Here is a 21,526-nt window from a genome sequence, read left to right on the forward strand (position 1 = left end):
CGAGCGAATGCACCCGCGGCCCGTTGAGGCCGACCCGCCCCGCCGGTAGCGTTCGAGGATGAGGCGCTCGGTTCTTCTCCTGACGATCGCGGTTGTTTCCACCCTCGGGCTCAGCGCCTGCGTCCCGACGCCGGCTCCGGAACCGGTGACGACGGACGCGGCCACGCCGGCGTTCACACCGACCGTGAAGCCGACCCCGACGCCTTCGCCCACCGCGGGCGCGGTAGCGCCGGCGAGCGATGCCGTCCTGATTGTCTCTCTCGACGGCGCCTCCATCGCCGCGGGGTCGACCCTCGAGTACACGCTGAACGCCGTGGACGCCTGGACGGCGGCGCTCGGCACGGCTCCCACGCGGTCGGCAGTGCAAGGCCCCTACGGCGGCGCCCTCGAGCTCACCGCTCTCGAGTGGCCCGGGTTCACGCTGACCGTGCCCAACGACGGATCCACACGGGGCGCCTCCGTTCGCGTGTCCACGCCGACGGTTTCCGGCCATCCGATCGTCACCACGGGGGGCATCGGTGTCGGCTCGACCCGCGCCGAAGCCGTCGCGGCGGGCGCCACGGAGGGCTTGGACTCCACCGAGCTGCGGCTGGATACGCGCGATGCCCCCGGGACGCAGTCGTTGCAACGCCCGGGCGAGGTCGGCCGGGAGTACGTGATGCTCGCGCTGGACGGCGACTCGGTGGTCCGGATCATCCTGCCGGCGAACGACTTCAGCGATATCTGAGAGGGCGCCCTCCTAGGCTGACCTCATGACCCCCCTCTCCCCCGCCCAGGTCGATCGCGCTGTCGGTGCGGTGCTCGTCTCCGCCGCGGGCGACGCCCTCGGCTCGGCATACGAGTTCGGCCCCGCGCTCGCCGACGACGTCATCCCCGCTTTCGGCCGCGGCCACTTCGGCCACGGCGAGCGCGAGTGGACCGACGACACGAGCATGGCCGTCCCGATCCTCGACGAACTCGCCGCCGGCCACCGGCTCGAAGACGCCGGGTCGCTTGAGACCATCGTCCGCCGCTGGCAGGAGTGGGCTCGCGACGCGCTCGACGTCGGAGCGCAGACGCGCCAGGTCTTGTCCCGCATCCCCGCCGGCGGACGAATGGATGCCATCACCGCGGCCTCTCGTGCCGTGCACGACGCATCGGGTCGCAGCGGAGGCAACGGCTCGCTCATGCGCACCGGACCCCTGGCCCTCGGCTACCTCGAGCGTCCCCGCGAGGAGATGGCCGCGGCGGCCGGAGCCGTCGCCCGCCTGACCCACTGGGAAGACGACAATCTCGACGCGTGCGCCCTGTGGTGCGGGGCGATCCGCCACGGCATCCTGACCGGTGAACTCGACATGCGCGCACAGCTTGACCTCGTGCCCGCCGAGCGCCGGGATCGCTGGGCCGACCTGATCGAGGCGACCGAGGGCCGCCATCCGCGGGACTTCCAGCAGGCGAACGGCTGGATCGTCCGAGCGTTCCAGGGTGCACTTTCGGCGGTCGCCGGGGCGGGCTCGCCGCTCGACGCGATCGAGCGAGCCGTCCGCGGTGGGAACGACACCGACACGGTCGCCGCGATCGCCGGTTCTCTGGCGGGAGCGGTCTGGGGCGCCGAGGCACTGCCGCCTTCTCATGCCGAAGGCCTGCACGGGTGGCCGGGCATCGACGGCACCGAGCTCTCGCGCCGAGCCCGGGCGGCCGTGGGGACCTGACGTCTGCCTAGAACGACGTCGCCACGCTGAACACCGCGATCAGGATCCCCACCGGAACGAGCACGGCAGCCGCCGCAATTCCGATTCCTATCCAGACCCAGCGTGGCAGGCTGCGCTTGAGCCGGCGCCCCTCCGGACCCACGGATGCCGACAGCCCCGGTGCCGCGCGATCGTCGCTGTACCCGTCGGTCTGGGTCCACGCCTTCGCCCCCACGGTGGCCCGGATGCGCGCGAAACGATCCCAGACCGCGGGGTCGTGCAGGTCGAAGCCACCCGGGCGATAGACGATCAGCATGTCATCGCGCACCTCGACGTCGAGGTCGCCCGTCTCATCGATCAGCAGAGCCATGAGGTCGGGCGTGAAGACGTACAGGGCGTCGCGCTCGTACCCCTTCGGTGCGAAGAGATGGAAGTGCGTGTCGAAGTCGCCCTCGAGCGAGAGTCGCTGGTTGCGCTGTGGTCGGTGCTGGAGAGACGACAGGATGCCGTCGTTGCTCCGCGCATCGAGAACGAAGTGCGGCAGTTGCCGGGCGCAACCGGATCGCCAGGTAGCCGAGGTTGATGCTCTTCACCGGCACGTTGACCGAGACGCTCGTCCGAATCGTGACGATCCCGCTCTGGCGGACGTTCTCGGCCTTCCTCGCCCCGCCGACGATCCGGCCGGCCTCCCACCCCGGTCCGGCGATGCGGTCCTGGACGTTGCCCGCCGTGGCGTACTCCCACATGTCACCCGAAAGCGCAGGGGGTTCGGCGGTCGGCTGGTAGGTCCAGCCATTCGCTGCGGCGAAGGAGGCGAGGTCGTCGACGCGGGCGGGCTCGGGGGTGGTCACGTGCCCGACCCTAGCGGTCACTCCGACCCCCACGGAACGCTTCGCAACGCGAGGCATCTCGGGGAACGCGCACTCAGGCGCGACGACCCTCATCCGCCGCCGCAGCGACGACATCTGACACGGACACCCACAGCGACCCCAGCGACGAACAGCACGAGCACGGTAATCCCGAGGGCGACCCCGAGAGCGACCAGCGGGGTGCCCTACGTGCCTGCGAGCCTCCGAATGTCTGCTCGGCAGGGTCTCTGCGTCCGCGTCAGAGCCGACCAACATGGCGCGTCAAAGGCTACCGGTCGTCAATCCCGAGCGGCCACGGCTCGTACTGAACGTCGGCGAATGCGATGACTTCCGCCTGCAGACGCCTCGCGATCTCCGCGCCGGCTTTCCGCCAGGCTTCTCGGGCAGAATCACTTCTCCAACCGTCAAACGGATCGAACTGCGACTCCCACAACGTGTTCCACTCGGCGAGCTCCTTCGTCAGCGCGTCGGACAGCCCGTACATCTCAGGGGTCGTCGTGTACCCGACATCCCAGGTGGGCGTCGAGTTCTCCCAGAGCGGCCAGTCGCGAGAGTAATCAGGGAAGAGACGGATGACACGACGAGCAGGAGGAATGTGCGTCACGGCGACGAGGCTATACCCGAGGTCCAGCGGCTCGACAGAGCGAGGCAACCTTGGGGGAATGAGATCCTGCACGACAACGCGGTACATAATCTCATCAGCCTCGAGCCATGATGATGCCTGAATTTCTCACGATCCTTCGTTCTCCTCCGCACCTTCGCCGAGAAAGGCTGTTCCGTACACAGGGCATCCGAGAACACTCAACTTCTCGATGAGGTCGACCTCCAGGACGAACCCGCCCTGCATGGTGTCGGAGTCTCCCGACCACCAGATGATCGTCTCTCCACCGTTGCGGAGATCGGCAAGCCGGTCCGCGACGGGGAGCGCCCGTTCCACCAACCGTCTCAGCGCGGAGAACCCGGTTTCGTCCTCGGCATCCGCCCCGAGCGAGTTCTCGTGCAAACTCCAGAGCGTTCGCTGATAGGTCAGATACTGCGGTTTGAGGTTTCGACCGGCACGCCCGGACGGAGTCAGATCGCCGATGTCGCCGAAGCTTTCCGGTTCCAAACCGAGCATGTCGCTGATCTGCGCCACGGTGTAGGTATCGCTGTACACGCACAGAGATGCTCGGTTGTTCCGGATCATGGGCGCAACGTTAGCGCGGGGACCAACCCGGTCCCGTTCCCGGGCGATCCACCCGTCTCGGTCGTCCCGCGAGAGCTCACGACCCTACGGCGGTCACGGCCACGAGATATGTGCGCAGGCGCGCAGCAGGCCGGTCGGCGTGTGCGGGCCGCTTCTGTCGTCTCCGCACTCGCGGAAGACTCAGTTGTTGAAGCGGAACTCCACCACGTCGCCATCCTGCATGACGTAGTCCTTGCCCTCGAGACGCGCCTTGCCCTTCGCGCGGGCCTCGGCGACCGAGCCCAGCTCGACGAGGTCGTCAAACGAGATGACCTCGGCCTTGATGAAGCCCTTCTCGAAGTCGGTGTGGATGACACCGGCGGCCTGCGGCGCTTTCGCGCCCTGCGGGATCGTCCAGGCACGGGCTTCTTTGGGACCGGCGGTGAGGTAGGTCTGAAGGCCGAGCGTGTCGAACCCGATGCGGGCGAGCTGGTCGAGACCGGACTCGTCCTGGCCGGTCGACGCGAGCAGCTCGGCGGCGTCCTCGGGGTCGAGGTCGATGAGCTCCGACTCGATCTTCGCGTCGAGGAACACGGCCTTCGCGGGCGCGACCAGGGCGGCGAGCTCGTCCTTGCGGGCCTGGTCGGTGAGGACGGCCTCGTCGACGTTGAAGACGAAGATGAACGGCTTGGCGGTGAGCAGACCCAGTTCGCGGATCGGTGAAAGGTCGATTCCGGATGCCGACAGCAGCACGCCGCGCTGAAGAGCATCCTGCGCGGCTTTGGCGGCCTCGAGCACCGAGGGGTCGAGCTTCTTGCCCTTGACCTCTTTCTCGTACCGGGTGATGGCCTTCTCGAGCGTTTGGAGGTCGGCGAGTTGCAGCTCGGCGTTAATGGTCTCCATGTCGTTCGCCGGGTTGACCGAACCGTCGACGTGGACCACGTCGTCGTCGGCGAACCCGCGGACGACCTGTGCGATGGCATCCGCTTCACGGATGTTCGCGAGGAACTGGTTGCCGAGGCCCTCGCCCTCGCTCGCGCCGCGGACGATGCCGGCGATGTCGACGAACGACACCGCGGCGGGCACGAGCCGCTCGCTGCCGAACACGTCGGCGAGCTTCTGCAGGCGCACATCGGGAAGGTTCACGACCCCGACGTTGGGCTCGATGGTGGCGAACGGGTAGTTCGCCGCGAGCACCGAGTTCTTGGTCAGAGCGTTGAAGAGGGTCGATTTTCCGACGTTGGGAAGGCCGACGATTCCGATGGTAAGAGCCACGGGAGTCCAGGTTACCCGGCCCGGAGACCGGCCACTCGCGTCACGGCCGACGCGCCCGGAACGCGTGGGTCACGTACGGCAACGCGACCGAGCCTGCGTCGACGAGTTCGGGAACGGATGCCACGACTGCATCGACCGCGGCCTCGATGCCCGCGCGCTTCTCGGGGCTGGCCGTGATGATGTCGCTGCGCGAGACGACCAGGTCACGCAACTGCGGCAGGGTGATGCGCCGTTCCCATGACCACTCGCGGTGCTCGAGGTGGGCGTAGGGCTCGGCGACGCGTGGGCCGCCCGTGGCGAGAAGGACCTCGGCGTTCGAGCCGCCCATGGCCGCGGTGAGCCGCCGCACCCAGTCGACGCGATCGTCGCGGATGTTCCAGATGAGCCCGAGCACTCCCCCGCTGCGAAGCACGCGGGCGGTCTCGAGAGACGCCGGCTCGACGTCGACCCAGTGCCAGGCCTGTCCCATGACGACGGCGTCCAAGCCGGAATCGGGCAGGGGCAGATTCTCGGCCGTCCCGACGAACGTGGGCACGCCCCGCGCGTTCTCTCGAAGGGTCGCGAGCATGTCGGCATCCGGATCCACCGCCACCACGTCGGCGCCGAGCTCGACGACGGCGCGTGTGAGCTTGCCCGTCCCCGCGCCGACGTCGGCCACGCGGAGCGCGCGGCCCGGCTCCCGCACGGGCGCAAGCAACCACGCCACGGCCTCGGCGGGATACCCCGGACGCCCGGATTCGTAGGCGGAGGCCGCCTGCCCGAACGAGGTCGACTTCTCGCGATCGGTCATGTCCCCGACCCTACGCCGCCCCTCCGACATGCCCCGTTCGCGGTCGAAAGGGGTGGCGGGGCGCGAACGACCCGCCGCCCGCGATCCGTCCCGCGGAGTTTGGGGGCGACACGACGTGGGCGGATGCCAGAGGCCGGCGTGTCGTCGATGATCTCCGCGCGACGGCACGAGCGGGCCGCCTCCGGGGTCGGGCAGACAACAGCGGCTGTGCGAACCCGCCCCGGCGCGCCTCCTCCGCGACACGGCGGTCCCGGCGCAGTGTGGTCCCGTGGCTTTGGACTTCACCGCGATCGACTTCGAGACGGCGAACTCCAGTGGTGCGTCGGCGTGCGCGGTGGGTCTTGCCCGTGTCCGCGACGGCCGTGTCGTCGCAACCGCGGCTTGGCTGATCAAGCCTCCCGCCGGTCACGACCACTTCGCCCCGATCAACGTCGGGATCCACGGCATTCAGCCCTCCGACGTGGTGAACGCCCCTGACTGGTCGGCCCAGCTCGAGCGTCTCACCGCGTTCGCCGGCGCCGACGTCCTGGTCGCGCACAACGCGGGCTTCGACATGTCGGTGCTGCGTCGCGCGTGCGCCGCGACCGGCGACGAGTGCCCGCCGTACCGCTACATGTGCAGTGTGCAGATGTCTCGCAAGACGTACACGCTCGATTCGTACCGCCTTCCGCTTGTCGCCGCCGAGGCGGGTTGCTCCCCCTTCGCGCACCACGACGCTCTCGCCGACGCCGTCGCCTGTGCCGAGATCACGATCGACTGCGCCCGCCGCGCGGGCGCCGATGACGTGCACGCCCTGGCTGCGCATCTGGGCGTGCGGGTCTCGCAGATCGTCGCCGAGCCCGCCGAGCGGGCGGTCGCCTAACCCCCATCGGACAGTCTCTCCGGCGATGTCGGAGGTCTGGTGCAAGCTGACCCCATGGATGCCATCGCTCTCGTCTTCGCGATCCTCGCCCTCGCCGTCGGCGTCGTCGGCGGGTGGTTCGTGGGTTCCTCGCGCACCGCCGCCCGCCACGCCGTCGGCGAGCAGGCCCTGGGCGCACGGGTGGCCGCGGCCGAGACCGCGCGCGACGGCGTGCAGGCGCAGCTCGACCACCAGATCTCGCTGTACCGCGAGCTCGTGGGTCAATCGCGCGCCGACCAAGCGGCCCGCGAAGAGCGCGAGCGCCGGGAGCAGACCGTACTGCGCGCGCTCGACCCGGTACGCGAGACGCTCGACGCCATGCAGCGCAAGGTCGACGGCCTCGAGCGCGACCGGGTCGAGCAGTACTCCGCCCTCGGCGAGCAACTGCGCCTGTCCCGCGAAGCCGACGAGGCCCTTCGCGCGACCACCGAGTCGCTCGCCTCAGCCATGCGCTCCGGAACCACGCGGGGCGTCTGGGGCGAGACCCAGCTGCGCCGGGTCGTCGAAGCCGCCGGGCTCACGCGCTACGTCGACTTCGACCTGCAGACGGCGATCTCGAGCGATGCCGGTGCTGGTCGCCCCGACATGGTGGTGCGCCTCCCCGGAGGCAAGTCCCTGGCGGTGGATGCCAAGGCCCCCCTCGACGCGTACCTGCAGGCGAGCGCGATTCCGGTGACGGCGCACGGCGACGAAGGGGCCCGTCGTGCGGCGCTTCTCGCCAAGCACGCGAGAGCGGTGCGCGCGCACGTCGATGCCCTGGCGAAGAAGGCGTACTGGGCGGGCCTCACCACGAGCCCGGAGTTCGTCGTGTGTTTTCTCCCGAGCGAGTCGCTGCTCGCGTCGGCCCTCGACGAAGACCCGACCCTGCTCGACTACGCCTTCACGCGACGTGTTGCTCTCGCCTCCCCCGTCAACCTGTGGGCGGTGCTCAAGACCGTCGCGTTCACCTGGACCCAGCAGGACGTCTCCGACGAAGCCCGGACGCTCTTCGCGCTGGGCACGGAGCTGTACGAACGCGTCGGAAAGCTGGCCGAGCACGCGAACGACCTGCGACGGGCGATCGAGAAGACCGTCGACAGCTACAACCGGTTCGCCGGGTCGTTGGAGTCGCGGGTGCTCGTGACGGCGCGCAAGTTTCCCGGGATCGACGAGACGAGGCTCGACGCGGTTTCCGCGCCCGCCGCTCTCGAAGCGGCACCGCGTCGGTGGACGGCACCCGAGATGATCGAGATGGGGGACGGCGACGCTCCACGGGAAGACACCGCGGGCGACCAGGCGGCGGCGCACGCCGATGTGGGAGCCATTCGCGAGCGGGCGGGTCTTTTCGACGACGAGTCGTAGAGGATCACGCGCCCGTCGCCGCGTTCACAGGAGCGAGCGGAACGACGGCCGTGCGGCTCAGGCGCCGCCGGGAACCCAGCTCAGCAGGCTGACCACGGCGGTCGAAACGGCGACGAACGCACCGACCATCCACCACGCGCTGACCTCGTGACCCTCGTCGCGACGCACGCGCAACAGCACGTCCGGTCGCCGCGCGGGATCGACCGCGCTGGCGATGACCGCCTGTGCACCTGTCTGAGGTGCGGTGTGATTCGTCGGAGCTGCCATGGACGATCCCCCTTCGGGTCTCGGAAGAACACAGCGTCGCCGTTGACACTGCGTTCGATTCTGCCAGACACGGCCTCCGGGGCCGGTCACGCTTGCGTCACGACACGCCCGGCTGTATCTGCACATCGCGGGACTCTCGGCACGTCGCCGGTTCCCCCGGGCGCCGGAGCGTGCTCGGACGCCGGGCCCCCGCCCCACCGCCGGGACGGCATTCCGCTGACAAGACAGTTGCGACTTGCAACCGATCTGTCAGCGAGATGCAGTCTCACGATCAGAGGTGTCTCGGACGGAAAGCCCCCAACACAAGCTCACGACGACATCGCGACACCGACTCCAGAGTCCTAGCGAGACCCCAGCGCCGTGGCGTCAGCACTCGCACATCAGCACCGTGGCGTCAGCACCGTGGCGTCAGCGCCGTGACGTCAACGCCGTGGCGTCCGCCCAGCGACTCAACGCCGAAGCGTCAGCCCAAACGTCACAGCCACTTCGACGTCAGGTGCTCCGACGAGATGCGGCGAAGCGTTCCCGAGGCGCCACGCAGCACGACGCTCTCGGTGTACAGGAAGTCCCCCTCGCGACGCACACCCTGCACGAGCTGGCCGTCGGTGACGCCCGTCGCGACGAAGATCGTGTTCTTGCCCTTCACCAGACCATCGGCCTCGTAGACCTCGCCGTCGACCTGGAGGCCGGCATCCCGGCCCTTCTCCTTCTCGTCGTCGTTGCGCGGGGCCAGGACACCCTGGATGTGGCCGCCCAGAGCCTTGATCGCGCACGCGGTCACGATGCCCTCGGGGCTGCCGCCGATGCCGACGCACATGTCGGTGCGGGCGTTGTGGCGGGCGGCGTTGATGCCGCCGGCGACGTCACCGTCGCTCATGAGCCGCGTGCCGGCCCCGGCTTCGCGGATCTCGGCGATGAGCTTCTCGTGCCGCGGACGGTTCAACACCGACACCACGATCTCGTCGACGGGCTTGCCGAGCGCCTTCGCCAGGAGGCGGATGTTCTCGGCGATGGGGAGTCGGATGTCGACGACGCCGACTCCGGCCGGGCCCGTGACGAGCTTGTCCATGTAGAAGACGCTCGATGCGTCGAGCATCGTGCCCTGATCCGAGACGGCGATGACCGAGAGGGCGTTCTGGCGCCCCGCGGCGGTCAGCGACGTGCCGTCGATCGGGTCGACGGCCACATCGCACTGGGGTCCGCGGCCGCTGCCGACGCGCTCACCGTTGTAGAGCATGGGCGCGTTGTCCTTCTCGCCCTCACCGATCACGATCGTTCCGTCGAAGTTGACCGTGCTGAAGAACGCGCGCATCGCGTCGACGGCCGCTCCGTCAGCGGCTTCCTTGTCGCCCCGGCCGATGAACGGGACCGCACGGATGGACGCCGCCTCGGTCGCTCTCACCAGCTCGAGCGCCAGGTTGCGGTCGGGGTGCAAAGGGCTCATGTCGGCAGTCAGGCTCACCATGCGGCCACTGTATCCAGCAAAGCGTGGACAATCGCCGGATTTGACCGGATGTGCAACGAAGGAATCACGGTTCTTAACGGTTCGGCAGAAGTGTCCTCTTCCTGCCGTGCCCGCCGCGTCACGATCCGGTGGCTTCGCTAGAGTGACGGTGTCCCGACAACACCAAGGAGCACCTCCATGCCCGTCGCTTCCCCTGAGCAGTACGCCGACATGCTGGACCGCGCGAAGGCCGGCGGCTTCGCGTACCCCGCGATCAACGTCTCGAGCTCGCAGACCATCAACTCCGTGCTCCAGGGCCTGACCGAGGCCGGCTCCGACGGCATCCTGCAGGTCACCACGGGCGGTGCCGACTACTTCGCAGGCCACACCGTCAAGGCCCGCGCCACCGGAGCTCTCGCATTCGCCAAGTACGTGACCGAGGTCGCGAAGAACTACCCCATCACGGTCGCCCTCCACACCGACCACTGCCCCAAGGACGCCCTGCCCGGCTTCGTCCTGCCGCTGCTCGAAGCCTCTGAGGAAGAGGTCAAGGCCGGCCGCAACCCGATCTTCCAGTCGCACATGTGGGACGGCTCGGCCGTTCCTCTCGACGAGAACATCGACATCGCGGCGGAGCTCCTTCCCCGCATGAAGAACATCAACGCCATCCTCGAGATCGAGGTCGGCGTCGTCGGCGGCGAAGAAGACGGCGTGCAGCACGAGGGCTCGAACGAGGCTCTCTACACGACCGTCGCTGACGTGTCCAAGGCCGTCGAGCGCCTCGGTCTCGGCGAGAACGGTCGTTACATCTCGGCCCTCACCTTCGGCAACGTGCACGGTGTGTACAAGCCCGGTGGCGTCAAGCTCCGCCCCGAGCTGCTCGGTGAGATCCAGGAGGGCATCGCTGCCAAGTTCGGCACCGGCGCCAAGCCCCTCGACCTCGTGTTCCACGGCGGCAGCGGCTCGACCGACGAAGAGATCGCCCTCGCGGTCGCCAACGGCGTCGTGAAGATGAACATCGACACCGACACCCAGTACGCCTTCACGCGCTCGATCGCGGGCTACATGTTCTCGAACTACGAGGGCGTGCTCAAGCTCGACGGAGAGGTCGGCAACAAGAAGCTCTACGACCCCCGCGCCTGGGGCAAGGTCGCCGAGTCGGCGATGGCCGTCCGCGTCGTCGAGGCCACGAAGCAGCTCGGCTCGTACGGCCAGTCCCAGCACTGACCGAACACGTCTGCGCGAACGCCCCGGCTCGAGCCGGGGCGTTCGTCGTTTCCGGATGCCGAGCCCCGGGCCGGGCGTTTCGGTCCGGCGAAAAAGCATCTCGCTGACGATCCGGCGTCAGGCTGCAACCGAACTGTCAGCGAAATGCCGTCTCGGCGCGCCGACCACCCGTGAGACGACGCGGCTCAGCTCCGGTACACCTCGAGCACGGTGGGCGCCCCCTCGGGCGAGGACAGCACCTCGATGGCATCCCCGGCTCGCACGTCGCCCGCGCGACGGACCCGCAGGTACGCGCCGAGCCGCCCCTCGTCGGAGAACCGCTTCACCCAGCCCCGCGCCGCCGAGCCGCCGACCCATCGCGCGAAGGTCGCGCACGGGGTGCGGGGCATCGTGACCTCGACCTCGACGGTGTCGCCGATGCGCCAGATCTCGCCGACACGCGCACCATTGACGTCGAGTCCCGCGATGCGCAGGTTCTCGCCGAACCAGCCGGGATGCAGCTCGCGATCCAGCTCACGCTCCCAGAACGTCGCGTCTTCCTCGGTGTAGGCGTAGACCGCCTTGTCCGGCCCGCCGTGGTGCTTTCGACTCGCCTGCACGTCGGAGCGGATGCCGAGCTTGCCGACGCGCACGCTCCCCTCGATGGCGCGCTTGTCGATCGCCGTCACCCCGACGGATCCGGAATCCGGGTGCAGGCTGTGGACGGCGCAGACGGCAACGAGGTGAGGCATGGATCGATGCTAGATCGTCGGAGGACGACGGGCAGACGAGCGGGTCACTCGAACTCCCGCCGCATCACGACGGTGTCGCCGTCGAGCGACCGGATCTCGACCGCACCGATGTTGGAGGCGGAGAGGTCGGTACCGGCGCTCAGCTCGGTGGTCGAGCCCGGGTCGGCGCGCCAGGTCGAGAGCACGCTCGTCGTGCCCGAGTCGTCGGTGATCGCGAGAGCGTAGGGCCAGCCGCCCGGAGGGGCGTCGAGCACCTGCCCCGTGTACTGGCAGACGAGGTCGATGCGAGTGCCCCAGGGCGCCGACGTGAGCTTGACCGAGGCTTCGAGTGGCGCGCCGGCCACGTCGTCGAGGGCATAGACCGTCCCCGAGGACTGCTGCACCGCACTGTTCACGGCGAAGACGCTCGGCACCGCGACGGCGACCAGGGCGATGGATGCCGCGAGCGTCCACACTGCCACGCGGCGCGTGCGACGACGTCGGGCGGCCCCGACGACGCGTCCCCGCAGAGCCGGGTCGGGTGAGGCCAGCGGAACAGGTCCGGTCGTCGCGCTGAGCGCTCGAGCCCGTTCGGGGGAAAGCCGGGAAAGAAGGCCCGCGGTGGGAGCGAGCTCGGCCACAGACGCTCGGCATTCGGCGCACACCGCCAGGTGAGCCTCGAATTCGGCGCGGTCCGAGGCACACAGGGCCCCCAACACGTAGGCGCCGTCTGACATAGACAGGCGATCGTGTTCGTCGTTCATCGGGTCACCCCCCTCTCCTGCAGCGCGAGCCGCAATGCCCGCACCGCGTAATGCAGTCGCGATTTGACGGTTCCGGCCGGGATACCGAGCTCCTCGGCGGCCTGAGCGACGCTGCGCCCACCGTAGTAAGCGCTGACGATGACGGCGCGGTGGTCAGGAGTCAGGGTGGCGAGCGCCTCTTCCACGAGGAGGGCGTCGAACATCGCGTCGGTGTCGTCGTCGCGGACCACCTCGGGCAGTTCGTCGACCGGATGCTCGTGCCGACGCCGCGCGCTTCGCGCTTCGTCGATGACGAGGTTGCGGGCGACGGTGTACATCCACGACCGCAGCTTCGCGGGATCGTCGCTCATCACCCGAGGCGTCCGCCAGGCGCGCAGCAGCGTCTCTTGTACGACATCGTCGGCTCCCGCGTGATCACCGGTGAGGCTCACGACGTAGCGCCAGACGGGGGTCGCGTGCGCGTCGTACAGCGCGGTCAGCTGCGCGTGTTCGTCTCGCACCGCGGCATCCCCTTTCCCTCTTCTTCTAGGAACACGGGATGCCGCGCAGAACGGTTCAGTTCGAGACGCTGCCCATGACGGCCGACAAGAACTGCGGATCACTCGCCATGCCGACCAGAGACAGGACGGCGGCGATGACCGTGCTGACCAGCGCCCCGACGATGGGGATCCAGAACGAGATACGCCCGCGCTTCATGGACCGCCAGGTGAACATCGCCGTGAGCAGCCATCCGATGCCGGTGACGGCCGCGGCCGCGGCGCCCCAGAGATATCCGGCCGTGAGGTTCGTGAACGTCGCATCGACCCGGAAGACCCGGGCGAAGTTGTTCGCGTACTCGGGGAAGTTGAGCAGCTGGATGATGCTGGTGACGACCGAGAACAGACCGTAGATGAGCAGGCCGAACGTCACGATCCGGTCGATCTGGCCCCCGCGGGTGGTGGGAGCGGGCATCGGTGAGGGCTTCGCCGCGGCACTCTGTTCGACGACCGGTTCCGGCTGCGGGGTTACGCCGGCCTCGAGGGCCTCGGTCACCTCGGGACGCCGGATGCGCGCGCGCTGCTCTTCGGGGGTGGCGTATTCGCCGTACTGCGGACGAGGGCGGGCCTCGTCGGCCGGAGTGCGCGGCTCGGCGTCGCTCACGCGCGCCCCCGGCCGCCCAGCGCGCGCTCGTCGCGCTTGCCGCTGGAATCCTGTCGCAGCTCCTTGGGGAGCGAGAAGATGAGGTCTTCCTCGGCGGTGCGCACCTCTTCGATGTCGCGGTAGCCCGCTCCCGCGAGCTCGTCGAGCACCTCGGTCACCAGGACCTCGGGGACCGAGGCGCCGCTGGTGACGCCGACCGTCTCGACCCCCTCGAGCCACTCCTGCTTGACCTCGTCGACGTAGTCGACACGGTAGGCGGCCTTGGCGCCGTGCTCGAGGGCGACCTCGACCAGCCGGACGCTGTTGGAGCTGTTCGCCGAACCCACCACGATGACGAGGTCCGCACCGACGGCGACCTTCTTGATCGCGACCTGCCGGTTCTGAGTGGCGTAGCAGATGTCGTCGGAGGGCGGATCCTGCAGCTGCGGGAAGCGCTCGCGCAGGCGCCGCACGGTCTCCATCGTCTCGTCGACAGACAGCGTGGTCTGCGAGAGCCACACCACCTTCGAGGGGTCGCGCACCTCGATGGTGTCGGCGTGGTCGGGAGAGTTCACCACCGTCACGTGCTCGGGGGCCTCGCCGGCCGTGCCCTCGACCTCTTCATGCCCCTCGTGACCGATCAGCAGGATCTCGAAGTCGTCACGGGCGAAGCGCACGGCCTCGCGGTGCACCTTGGTCACGAGCGGGCACGTCGCATCGATCGCCTGCAGGCCCCGGTCGGATGCCGCGGACACGACGGCCGGCGACACACCGTGGGCACTGAACACGACGTGGGCGCCCGAGGGAACCTCGTCGACCTCTTCAACGAAGATCGCACCCTTCTTCTCGAGTTCGGTCACGACGTGGATGTTGTGCACGATCTGCTTGCGCACGTAGACCGGGGCGCCGTAACGCTCGAGGGCCTTCTCGACGGCGATGACCGCGCGGTCGACACCGGCGCAGTAGCCTCGGGGCGCCGCCAGCAGCACCTTCTTCTGGCCCTTCACGGGGATATCCTGGAGCCGCCCGCGTCGACCCGGGATACGGGGAACGGGCAGGTGGACGGCAGGTGAGCTCACGCCTCGATTCTACCGGGACGCCCCTGAACACCGGCCGAACCGCCCCCCTCGACCCTCCGGAGACCATGACTTCGTTTCAGCCCGAGACCATCGCGGGCCAGGCCCCGCCCGCCGACAGCGTGCACCCCCGCGACTCGAGCACCGACGCCCCCACGTCGGTGTCGCGACTGAACGACACGATCCGCGGCTTCATCGAGCGCTGGGGCTCGGTCTGGGTCGAGGGCGAGATCACCTCGTTCAACCGCCGCGGTGGCAACGTCTTCGGGCGCCTCAAAGACCTCGGCACCGAGTCGACGGTCGCTTTCCGCATCTGGTCGAGCACCCTCAACCGCTTGCCGAAAGACCTGAAGGTGGGCGACCACGTCGTCGCGTGCGTGAAGGCCGACTACTTCCCCCGCACCGGCGATTTCTCGTTCGCGATCTCGGCGATGCGGCACGTGGGGCTCGGAGAACAGCTCGAGCGCTTGGAGCGCCTCCGTGTCCAGCTGCGCTCCGAGGGCCTGTTCGACCCGGTGCGCAAGAAGAAGCTGCCGTTCCTCCCCCACTGCATCGGTCTCATCACGGGCGAGAACTCCGACGCCGAAAAGGACGTCCACCGAAACGCCGAGCTCCGCTGGCCTCGCGTGCGCTTTCGCACCCAGCACGCCGCCGTCCAGGGCGACCGGTGCGTCCCCGAGACCCTCGCGGCCCTGAAGATCCTGGATGCCGACCCCGAGGTCGACGTGATCGTGATCGCTCGCGGCGGCGGAGACCCGCAAACGCTGCTCGGTTTCAGCGACGAGCGCTTGCTGCGCGCGGTGGCCGCGGCATCCACTCCCGTCGTCAGCGCCATCGGGCACGAGAACGACCGGCCGCTCCTCGACGAGGTCGCGGACGTGCGCGCCTCGACGCCCACCGACGCCGCCAAGCGCGTGGTGCCCGACGTGAGCGAGCAGCGGGCGCTCGTCTCGCAGCTGCGCGCCCGGCTCACGGGGCGTCTCACCCAACGCGTGCTGCACGACATCGCGCAGCTCGAGCAGATTCGTTCGCGACCGGCCCTGCGCACTCCCCATTCCATGCTCACCTCCCGCGCCCAGGAGCTGTGGATGCTCTCGAACCGCGGGCGCGACATCGTCGACCGCCGCATCGAGGCCGAGCGGCGGCGCACGAGCGAACTGGGCGCGGGGTTGCGCGCGCTCTCGCCGTTGGCGACGCTCGCCCGCGGCTACGCGATCGCCCAGCTGCCCGACGGCTCGGTCCTGCGCGACGCGGCTCACGCCCCGGCCGGGACCGCGCTTCGGCTCACGATCGAAGAAGGAACGCTGACCGCCCGCTCGGAGGGCGGCGTCCCCGACGCCGTCGTCCACGGAGCCGCGACCCGCAGCCGTGAGAGCGCGGAGCCGGCCGAATCCTCGGCATCCGTCGATCGTCCGCTCGACGACGAGGCACCCGGCGACGGGGTGTCGGCGGGGCGCGCCTAGAATGGATGCCATGACCGCGACGACCCCCGGCCCCGCCGTCGACGTCGCGAACCTGTCGTTCGAGCAGGCCCGCGACGAACTCGTGCGCGTGGTCGCCGAGCTCGAGCAGGGCGCCCCGACCCTCGAAGAGTCGCTCGCACTGTGGGAACGCGGCGAGAAGCTCTACGCCCGCTGTGAGGAATGGCTGCTCGGCGCGAAGCGTCGCCTCGACGCCGCCCGCGGCGAGGGTGACGACTGATGGCTCGCGTCGTCGCCCACCTCGGCCGACCCGAGACCCCGCAAGAGGCGGCCGACCGCAAGGCCGAGTCCTCGCGTCGGTACCGCTCCAGCAAGACCTTCCGCAATCTGATCGCGGCGCTCATCGTCACCGTCGGTGTGGTGCTGATCGTGGTCGCGGCCGTCCCTCGCGGCGAGCCGGCCCCCCGCCCCGACATCGACGTCTCGGCCCTCGCGTCCGAGATGCAGAGCGACCTGGGTCGACCGGTGCTCTCCCCCTCCCTCGGCGACGGGTGGCGCGTCAACCAGGCGAGCACCGAGGGCGTCGGCGGCACCGAGGCGTGGACCATGGTCTACGTTCGCTCGGGCGAGAGCGGTTTCCTCCGCGTCGCGCAGGGTTTCGAGGCCGACGAGACGTGGGTCGCTCAGGTGCTCGACGGCACCCGTAGCACCGAGACCACAGAGATCGACGGCATCACGTGGAACGTGTACCGCCCGTCGAATCCCTCCGGCACCGGGAACATCGACTATGCCCTCGCCACCCCGGCCGGGCCCGACTACGTGCTCGTCTACGGCGACGCCGCCCCCGAGACCGCAGCGTTGGCGGCCTCGTCCGTCACGTCTCAGATCGAGCAGTTGAGAGAGATTCCGTGAGCGAGCGCATGACTCCCCGTCAGGTCTGGCAGCAGATGGTGGAGGGCAACGAGCGCTTCGTCTCCGGCGCCCCCGCGCACCCGCGCCAAGACGTCGAACGTCGCACCGAGCTCGCGAGCTCGCAGCATCCGACGGCCGCACTCTTCGGGTGCTCCGACTCGCGCCTCGCGGCCGAGATCATCTTCGACGAGGGCCTCGGCGATCTCTTCGTCGTGCGAAACGCCGGTCAGGTCATCTCCGACTCGGTGATCGGCAGCCTCGAGTACGCCGTGGGCGTGCTCGAGGTTCCCCTCATCGTGGTGCTCGCGCACGACGCCTGCGGGGCGGTGGGCGCGGCCATCGAGAGCACGGGCGTCGACGCCCCGACCCTCCCCGCTTACATCTGGCGGCAGATCGCGCCCATCGTCCCGGCCGTGCGCCGCGTCCAGCGAGCCTCCGCCGTGGACGGCCACCTCCCCGACGTCGTCGACCCAGAACTCGTGGGCCGCGAGCACCTCCGTCACACGGTGGGCGAGTTGCTGCGCGCGTCCGAGCTGATCAGCGAAGCCGTGGCCGAGGGTCGTACCGCCGTCGTCGGCGCCAACTACCGCCTCGATGAGGGCGAAGCCTTCCCCGTCGTCATCGTGGGCGATGTCGACGACCCCCGCGTCGACGACCCTCGGGTCGAAGACGCCCGCATCTGACAACCGAACGAACGACCGGAGGAACGACGACGTGACCGACATCGAGTACCGCATCGAACACGACACCATGGGTGAGGTGCGGGTACCCAAGGACGCCCTCTACGCCGCGCAGACGCAGCGCGCGGTCGAGAACTTCCCCATCTCGGGCTCGGGCCTCGAGTCGACGCAGATCGCCGCCCTCGCGCGCATCAAGAAGGCCGCCGCTCTCGCCAACAAAGAGCTCGGCACCCTCGACGGAGACATCGCGGACGCCATCGCCCAGGCCGCCGACGAGGTCATCACCGGCACGCACGACGCACATTTCCCGGTCGACACCTACCAGACCGGCAGCGGAACCTCCTCGAACATGAACATGAACGAGGTGCTCGCAACGCTGGCCACCCGTATCCTCGGCGACACGGTCCACCCCAACGACCACGTCAACGCCTCGCAGTCGTCGAACGACGTCTTCCCCACCTCGGTGCACATCGCCGTCACCCAGGCGCTCATCACCGACCTGATCCCGGCGCTCCAGCACCTGTCGGCGGCGCTCGAGACCAAGGCCGAGGCGTGGAAGGGCATCGTGAAGTCGGGCCGCACCCACCTCATGGACGCCACCCCCGTCACCCTCGGCCAGGAGTTCGGCGGCTACGCCCGCCAGATGCGCCTCGGCATCGAGCGCGTCGAGGCCGTGCTTCCCCGCGTCGGCGAAGTCCCCCTCGGCGGCACGGCAGTCGGCACCGGTATCAACACGCCCCTCGGCTTCCCGCAGAAGGTCATCGAGCTGCTCGCGGCCGAGACCCAGCTGCCCATCACCGAGGCCGAGGACCACTTCGAGGCCCAGGCGAACCGCGACGGTCTCGTCGAGGCATCCGGCGCGCTCCGCACGATCGCGGTCTCGCTGACCAAGATCAACAACGACATCCGCTGGATGGGCTCCGGCCCCAACACCGGTCTGGGCGAGCTGCACATCCCCGACCTGCAGCCGGGCTCCTCGATCATGCCCGGCAAGGTCAACCCGGTCGTCCCCGAGGCGACGCTCATGGTGTGCGCGCGGGTCATCGGCAACGACGCGACCGTCGCATGGGCGGGCGCCTCGGGCTCGTTCGAGCTCAACGTCGCCATCCCGGTGATGGGCACCGCGCTCCTGGAGTCCATCCGTCTGCTCTCGAACGCCATGCGGGTCCTCGCCGACAAGACCATCGACGGTCTCGAGGCCAACGTCGCGCGCGCCGAGGCGTTCGCGGGCATGTCCCCCTCGATCGTCACCCCGCTGAACAAGGTCATCGGTTACGAGGCCGCGGCGAAGATCGCGAAGCACGCGGTCGCCAAGGGCATCACGGTACGCGAGGCGGTCGTCGACCTCGGCTACGTCGAGCGCGGTGAGATCACCGATGAAGTTCTCGACGCCAAACTCGACCTGCTGTCGATGACCCACCCGGGCTGATCACCCCCACCCGCACGACCACGACGCCGAGGCGCGCCATAATCAGAGGATGAGCCGCACGACGAGACCCGTCTCGACGCGCGTGCGCTTCCTCGGCGCGATCCTCGGCGTCGTGCTGCTCGGCATGATCATCGCCGGCGGCGTGACGTTCCTCGTGCAGAGCGAGCGCGTCGTGGCCAACGCCGAGCGCCAGCTCGACGGGTTCGTCTCGACCCTGTCGACGAGCAGCCAGGATGCCGCCACGCTCGTCGCCGCGGCCGTTCCCGGCCGGACCGACGGCACCGTGGCGCTCGACGGGGGTCGAGTACTCGCGACTACCCCGTCCCCACCGGGGCTGTCGATCGGCGACGACGCCGAGCTCGTGGCATCCCTCGCCGATGAGATCAGTCTCGGCAACGACCGGGGCCGCGTCGACAGCACCCACGGACCCGTGCTGTATGCCGCGGTGCAGACGCGAGACGGAGTCGCCGTCCAGGTCATCTCCATCGACCAGCGCATGGAACTGGTGACGCTCTCGACGCTCACCTACGGGGTCTCGGGGCTCGTGGTGCTGCTGCTGGTCGCCGTCGCCGGCTGGTTCGTCACGGGGCGCCTGTTCTCTCCCCTCCGGCGCCTGCGCGACACCACCGACGCCATCACCATCGACGACCTCGGCATGCGCTTGCGCGCACACGGCAACGATGAGATCTCCGACCTGACGACCTCGGTCAACTCGATGCTCGATCGACTGGCGATGTCCGTGGACGCGCAGCGGCAATTGCTCGACGACGTGCGGCACGAGCTGAAGACCCCCATCACGATCGTCCGGGGCCACCTCGAGATGATGGACCCGGCCGACCCCCACGACGTGACCGAGACGCGTGACCTCGGTATCGCCGAGCTCGACCGCCTCGCCCGGCTCGTCGACGACATCGACACCCTGGCCGATGTCGAGAGCGGAGCGCTCGAGGCCGCGGTCATCGATGTGGGAGCCCTCACCGACCGCGTCGCGGAACTCGCGGGCGCGATCCCGGGGCACACGTGGACCGTCGAGCAGCGCGCACGTGTGCGCATCCACGGCGACGCAGATCGCCTCGTGCAGGCCTGGCTGCAGCTCGCCGACAACGCGGCGAAGTACACCCCCGAGGGCACCCCGATCGAGATCGGCAGCACCGCCGACGACGTCACGGCGCACCTGTGGGTGCGCGATCACGGCCCCGGCATTCCCCCCGCCGCCCGCCACCGCGTGTTCCGCCGCTTCGACCGCCTGTCGACGGGGCGCGGGGTAGACGGGTCGGGGCTGGGGTTGTCCATCGTGGATGCCATCGCCAAGGCACACGACGGGCACTGCACCGTCGGTGACACCCCCGGCGGCGGCGCGACGGTCGCCCTGCACATCCCCGTGACCGGGGCGCAGTCCCCCGCTGAGCTTCCGACGCCCGTGCGCGCCGGTGACGTCGTCATGCAGAGAGAGGCCACCGGATGACACGCATCCTCATCGCAGAAGACGAGGAACGCATCTCGGCGTTCGTCTCGAAGGGGCTGGAGGCCGCCGGGTATCAGACCCTCATCATCTCCGACGGCGCCGAGGCTCTCGACACCGCCCTGTCAGGCGACATCGACCTCGTCCTGCTCGACGTCGGCCTACCGACGATGGACGGCTTCGAGGTGCTGCGGAGCCTCCGCGGGCAGGGCTCGCAGATCCCCGTCATCATGCTCACCGCCCGCACGAGCACGCGCGACACGGTCGACGGGCTCGACGCCGGCGCAAACGACTACGTCGCCAAGCCGTTCAAGTTCGACGAGCTCCTCGCCCGGGTGCGTTCGCGCATGCGAGAACCCGTCACCGTGGGCCCGATGACCGTGGCACACGGTGACGTCTCGCTCGACGTGCTCGCCCGGCGGGCCACCGTCGGCAGCCGGGAGATCGATCTCAGCGCGAGGGAGTTCTCGTTGGCCGAGGAGTTCATCCGCCATGCCGGTCAGGTGCTCAGCCGTGAGCAGCTCTTGAGCCGCGTGTGGGGAATGGACTTCGACCCCTCGTCGAACGTCGTCGACGTGTACGTGCGCTATCTGAGGGCCAAGATCGGCCAATCCCATATCGTCACCGTGCGCGGCGCGGGTTATCGCTGGGAATGACGCGTACAACCCGAAAACCCCCGGCGGGGGAACCGGGGGTTTTGGGGAGACGCTCACTGTGGTCTTCCGACTCACCCGAAGAGCGGTGACCTGCACGTGACGTTCTCGTGTTTTTCCTGGGGGAACCGCCGAGGCGGGTGACGAGGTCTCCCTCGTCGATGGCTCTACTCTGACGGGCCATCGTGAGAAGGCGGAGAGCCCAAAATGAGAACCCTCTCATCAAGGCGCCAGCGCCGCCGCACCCGGATTTGCCTGGTCGAACGATGCGTACCCCGCCGTTCTGAGCGCGAACGCAAACCGCCTCGACCCGGGCATGCCCGTGTCGCTCCCACATCACGGAAGAGGGGC

The 21,526-nt window shown here is 69.2% G+C and carries 25 protein-coding genes and 1 pseudogene; 13 read left to right on the plus strand and 13 right to left on the minus strand.

Going from position 1 to position 21,526, the window contains the following annotated elements; translation table 11 throughout:
• The first annotated feature begins 58 nt into the window (after nt 1–58).
• Together QE416_RS15355 and QE416_RS15360 are read left to right on the plus strand one after the other, a co-directional pair.
• Entirely contained in the window at nt 59–727 is a 669-nt protein-coding gene (locus QE416_RS15355) for a hypothetical protein (RefSeq protein WP_307317495.1), read from the plus strand.
• Nucleotides 728–752: 25 nt separating this feature from the next.
• Nucleotides 753–1,691: an ADP-ribosylglycohydrolase family protein gene (locus QE416_RS15360; RefSeq protein ID WP_307317498.1), complete on the plus strand. Its 939-nt coding sequence runs from the start codon at nt 753–755 to the stop codon at nt 1,689–1,691.
• A gap of 7 nt (nt 1,692–1,698) precedes the next feature.
• Here QE416_RS15360 and QE416_RS15365 read toward each other — a convergent pair whose 3' ends face one another.
• A complete protein-coding gene (locus tag QE416_RS15365) occupies nt 1,699–2,040 on the minus strand; it encodes a hypothetical protein (RefSeq protein WP_307317500.1) in 342 nt (113 codons plus the stop codon).
• 212 nt (nt 2,041–2,252) lie between these two features.
• Here QE416_RS15365 and QE416_RS15370 point away from each other — a divergent pair, with 212 nt between their 5' ends.
• Entirely contained in the window at nt 2,253–2,456 is a 204-nt protein-coding gene (locus tag QE416_RS15370) for a hypothetical protein (protein ID WP_307317502.1), read from the plus strand.
• Between the two features lie 351 nt (nt 2,457–2,807).
• On the opposite strand, the gene QE416_RS15375 is transcribed toward QE416_RS15370, so the two are convergent.
• The 4 genes from QE416_RS15375 to QE416_RS15390 form a co-directional block, all read right to left on the minus strand.
• Nucleotides 2,808–3,215, minus strand: coding sequence for a hypothetical protein (locus QE416_RS15375; RefSeq protein ID WP_307317504.1), 408 nt, complete (start codon nt 3,213–3,215; stop codon nt 2,808–2,810).
• 54 nt (nt 3,216–3,269) lie between these two features.
• On the minus strand, nt 3,270–3,725 hold the full coding sequence (locus QE416_RS15380; protein ID WP_307317505.1) for a hypothetical protein: 456 nt from the start codon (nt 3,723–3,725) through the stop codon (nt 3,270–3,272).
• Nucleotides 3,726–3,905: 180 nt separating this feature from the next.
• Nucleotides 3,906–4,979 (minus strand): redox-regulated ATPase YchF, encoded by a 1,074-nt coding sequence (ychF, locus tag QE416_RS15385; RefSeq protein WP_103210940.1) that lies wholly within the window; start codon nt 4,977–4,979, stop codon nt 3,906–3,908.
• A 40-nt stretch (nt 4,980–5,019) separates the two neighbouring features.
• Nucleotides 5,020–5,769, minus strand: a complete 750-nt coding sequence (locus tag QE416_RS15390) for a class I SAM-dependent methyltransferase (protein WP_307317508.1) — start codon at nt 5,767–5,769, stop codon at nt 5,020–5,022.
• 268 nt (nt 5,770–6,037) lie between these two features.
• Between QE416_RS15390 and QE416_RS15395 the strand changes: the two genes are divergently transcribed.
• A complete protein-coding gene (locus tag QE416_RS15395) occupies nt 6,038–6,631 on the plus strand; it encodes a 3'-5' exonuclease (protein WP_307317511.1) in 594 nt (197 codons plus the stop codon).
• 54 nt (nt 6,632–6,685) lie between these two features.
• A complete protein-coding gene (locus QE416_RS15400) occupies nt 6,686–8,011 on the plus strand; it encodes a DNA recombination protein RmuC (protein WP_307317514.1) in 1,326 nt (441 codons plus the stop codon).
• Nucleotides 8,012–8,068: 57 nt separating this feature from the next.
• Here QE416_RS15400 and QE416_RS15405 read toward each other — a convergent pair whose 3' ends face one another.
• Both QE416_RS15405 and glpX read right to left on the minus strand, forming a co-directional pair.
• Nucleotides 8,069–8,278 (minus strand): UDP-N-acetylmuramyl pentapeptide phosphotransferase, encoded by a 210-nt coding sequence (locus QE416_RS15405; protein WP_210074268.1) that lies wholly within the window; start codon nt 8,276–8,278, stop codon nt 8,069–8,071.
• 475 nt (nt 8,279–8,753) lie between these two features.
• Nucleotides 8,754–9,743 (minus strand): class II fructose-bisphosphatase, encoded by a 990-nt coding sequence (gene glpX / locus QE416_RS15410; protein WP_210074266.1) that lies wholly within the window; start codon nt 9,741–9,743, stop codon nt 8,754–8,756.
• A 177-nt stretch (nt 9,744–9,920) separates the two neighbouring features.
• Here glpX and fbaA point away from each other — a divergent pair, with 177 nt between their 5' ends.
• Nucleotides 9,921–10,949 carry a class II fructose-bisphosphate aldolase gene (fbaA, locus tag QE416_RS15415; protein WP_210074264.1) on the plus strand — a complete coding sequence of 343 codons (1,029 nt, stop codon included), beginning with the start codon at nt 9,921–9,923 and terminating at the stop codon, nt 10,947–10,949.
• Nucleotides 10,950–11,134: 185 nt separating this feature from the next.
• Here fbaA and QE416_RS15420 read toward each other — a convergent pair whose 3' ends face one another.
• The 6 genes and pseudogenes from QE416_RS15420 to QE416_RS15440 form a co-directional block, all read right to left on the minus strand.
• Complete coding sequence (locus tag QE416_RS15420) at nt 11,135–11,680, minus strand: MOSC domain-containing protein (RefSeq protein ID WP_307317516.1); 546 nt, start codon at nt 11,678–11,680, stop codon at nt 11,135–11,137.
• Nucleotides 11,681–11,724: 44 nt separating this feature from the next.
• Nucleotides 11,725–12,141 carry a hypothetical protein gene (locus QE416_RS15425; protein ID WP_307317518.1) on the minus strand — a complete coding sequence of 139 codons (417 nt, stop codon included), beginning with the start codon at nt 12,139–12,141 and terminating at the stop codon, nt 11,725–11,727.
• 177 nt (nt 12,142–12,318) lie between these two features.
• Nucleotides 12,319–12,423 (minus strand): annotated as a pseudogene (locus QE416_RS16540) (zf-HC2 domain-containing protein); the annotation flags it as partial.
• A complete protein-coding gene (locus QE416_RS15430) occupies nt 12,420–12,923 on the minus strand; it encodes a sigma-70 family RNA polymerase sigma factor (RefSeq protein ID WP_267786848.1) in 504 nt (167 codons plus the stop codon). The gene QE416_RS15430 and the pseudogene QE416_RS16540, both read right to left, overlap by 4 nt.
• 55 nt (nt 12,924–12,978) lie before the next feature.
• Nucleotides 12,979–13,563, minus strand: a complete 585-nt coding sequence (locus QE416_RS15435; protein WP_307317523.1) for a DUF6264 family protein — start codon at nt 13,561–13,563, stop codon at nt 12,979–12,981.
• Entirely contained in the window at nt 13,560–14,621 is a 1,062-nt protein-coding gene (locus tag QE416_RS15440) for a 4-hydroxy-3-methylbut-2-enyl diphosphate reductase (RefSeq protein WP_210074255.1), read from the minus strand. Before QE416_RS15440 ends, QE416_RS15435 begins: the two co-directional genes overlap by 4 nt.
• A gap of 65 nt (nt 14,622–14,686) precedes the next feature.
• On the opposite strand from QE416_RS15440, the gene xseA reads away from it, so the two are divergent.
• Genes xseA through QE416_RS15475 form a run of 7 tightly spaced genes read left to right on the plus strand, consistent with a single transcriptional unit; the run spans nt 14,687 to nt 21,178 of the window.
• Nucleotides 14,687–16,081: an exodeoxyribonuclease VII large subunit gene (gene xseA / locus QE416_RS15445; protein WP_307317526.1), complete on the plus strand. Its 1,395-nt coding sequence runs from the start codon at nt 14,687–14,689 to the stop codon at nt 16,079–16,081.
• 10 nt (nt 16,082–16,091) lie between these two features.
• Nucleotides 16,092–16,319, plus strand: coding sequence for an exodeoxyribonuclease VII small subunit (locus QE416_RS15450; RefSeq protein ID WP_210074251.1), 228 nt, complete (start codon nt 16,092–16,094; stop codon nt 16,317–16,319).
• Nucleotides 16,319–16,951, plus strand: coding sequence for a DUF4245 family protein (locus QE416_RS15455; RefSeq protein ID WP_307317529.1), 633 nt, complete (start codon nt 16,319–16,321; stop codon nt 16,949–16,951). Before QE416_RS15450 ends, QE416_RS15455 begins: the two co-directional genes overlap by 1 nt.
• The gene (locus QE416_RS15460) at nt 16,948–17,634 is read left to right on the plus strand and encodes a carbonic anhydrase (RefSeq protein ID WP_373458863.1); all 687 of its coding nucleotides are present in this window, start codon (nt 16,948–16,950) and stop codon (nt 17,632–17,634) included. Before QE416_RS15455 ends, QE416_RS15460 begins: the two co-directional genes overlap by 4 nt.
• A gap of 31 nt (nt 17,635–17,665) precedes the next feature.
• Complete coding sequence (locus QE416_RS15465) at nt 17,666–19,060, plus strand: class II fumarate hydratase (RefSeq protein ID WP_307317531.1); 1,395 nt, start codon at nt 17,666–17,668, stop codon at nt 19,058–19,060.
• Nucleotides 19,061–19,109: 49 nt separating this feature from the next.
• Nucleotides 19,110–20,525, plus strand: coding sequence for a cell wall metabolism sensor histidine kinase WalK (locus QE416_RS15470; RefSeq protein ID WP_307317533.1), 1,416 nt, complete (start codon nt 19,110–19,112; stop codon nt 20,523–20,525).
• Nucleotides 20,522–21,178 (plus strand): response regulator transcription factor, encoded by a 657-nt coding sequence (locus tag QE416_RS15475; protein ID WP_210074244.1) that lies wholly within the window; start codon nt 20,522–20,524, stop codon nt 21,176–21,178. The genes QE416_RS15470 and QE416_RS15475 overlap by 4 nt, the downstream gene beginning before the upstream one ends.
• Nucleotides 21,179–21,526 lie beyond the last annotated feature (348 nt).

Source organism: Microbacterium sp. SORGH_AS_0421 (assembly GCF_030818635.1).
Classification (GTDB): domain Bacteria; phylum Actinomycetota; class Actinomycetes; order Actinomycetales; family Microbacteriaceae; genus Microbacterium.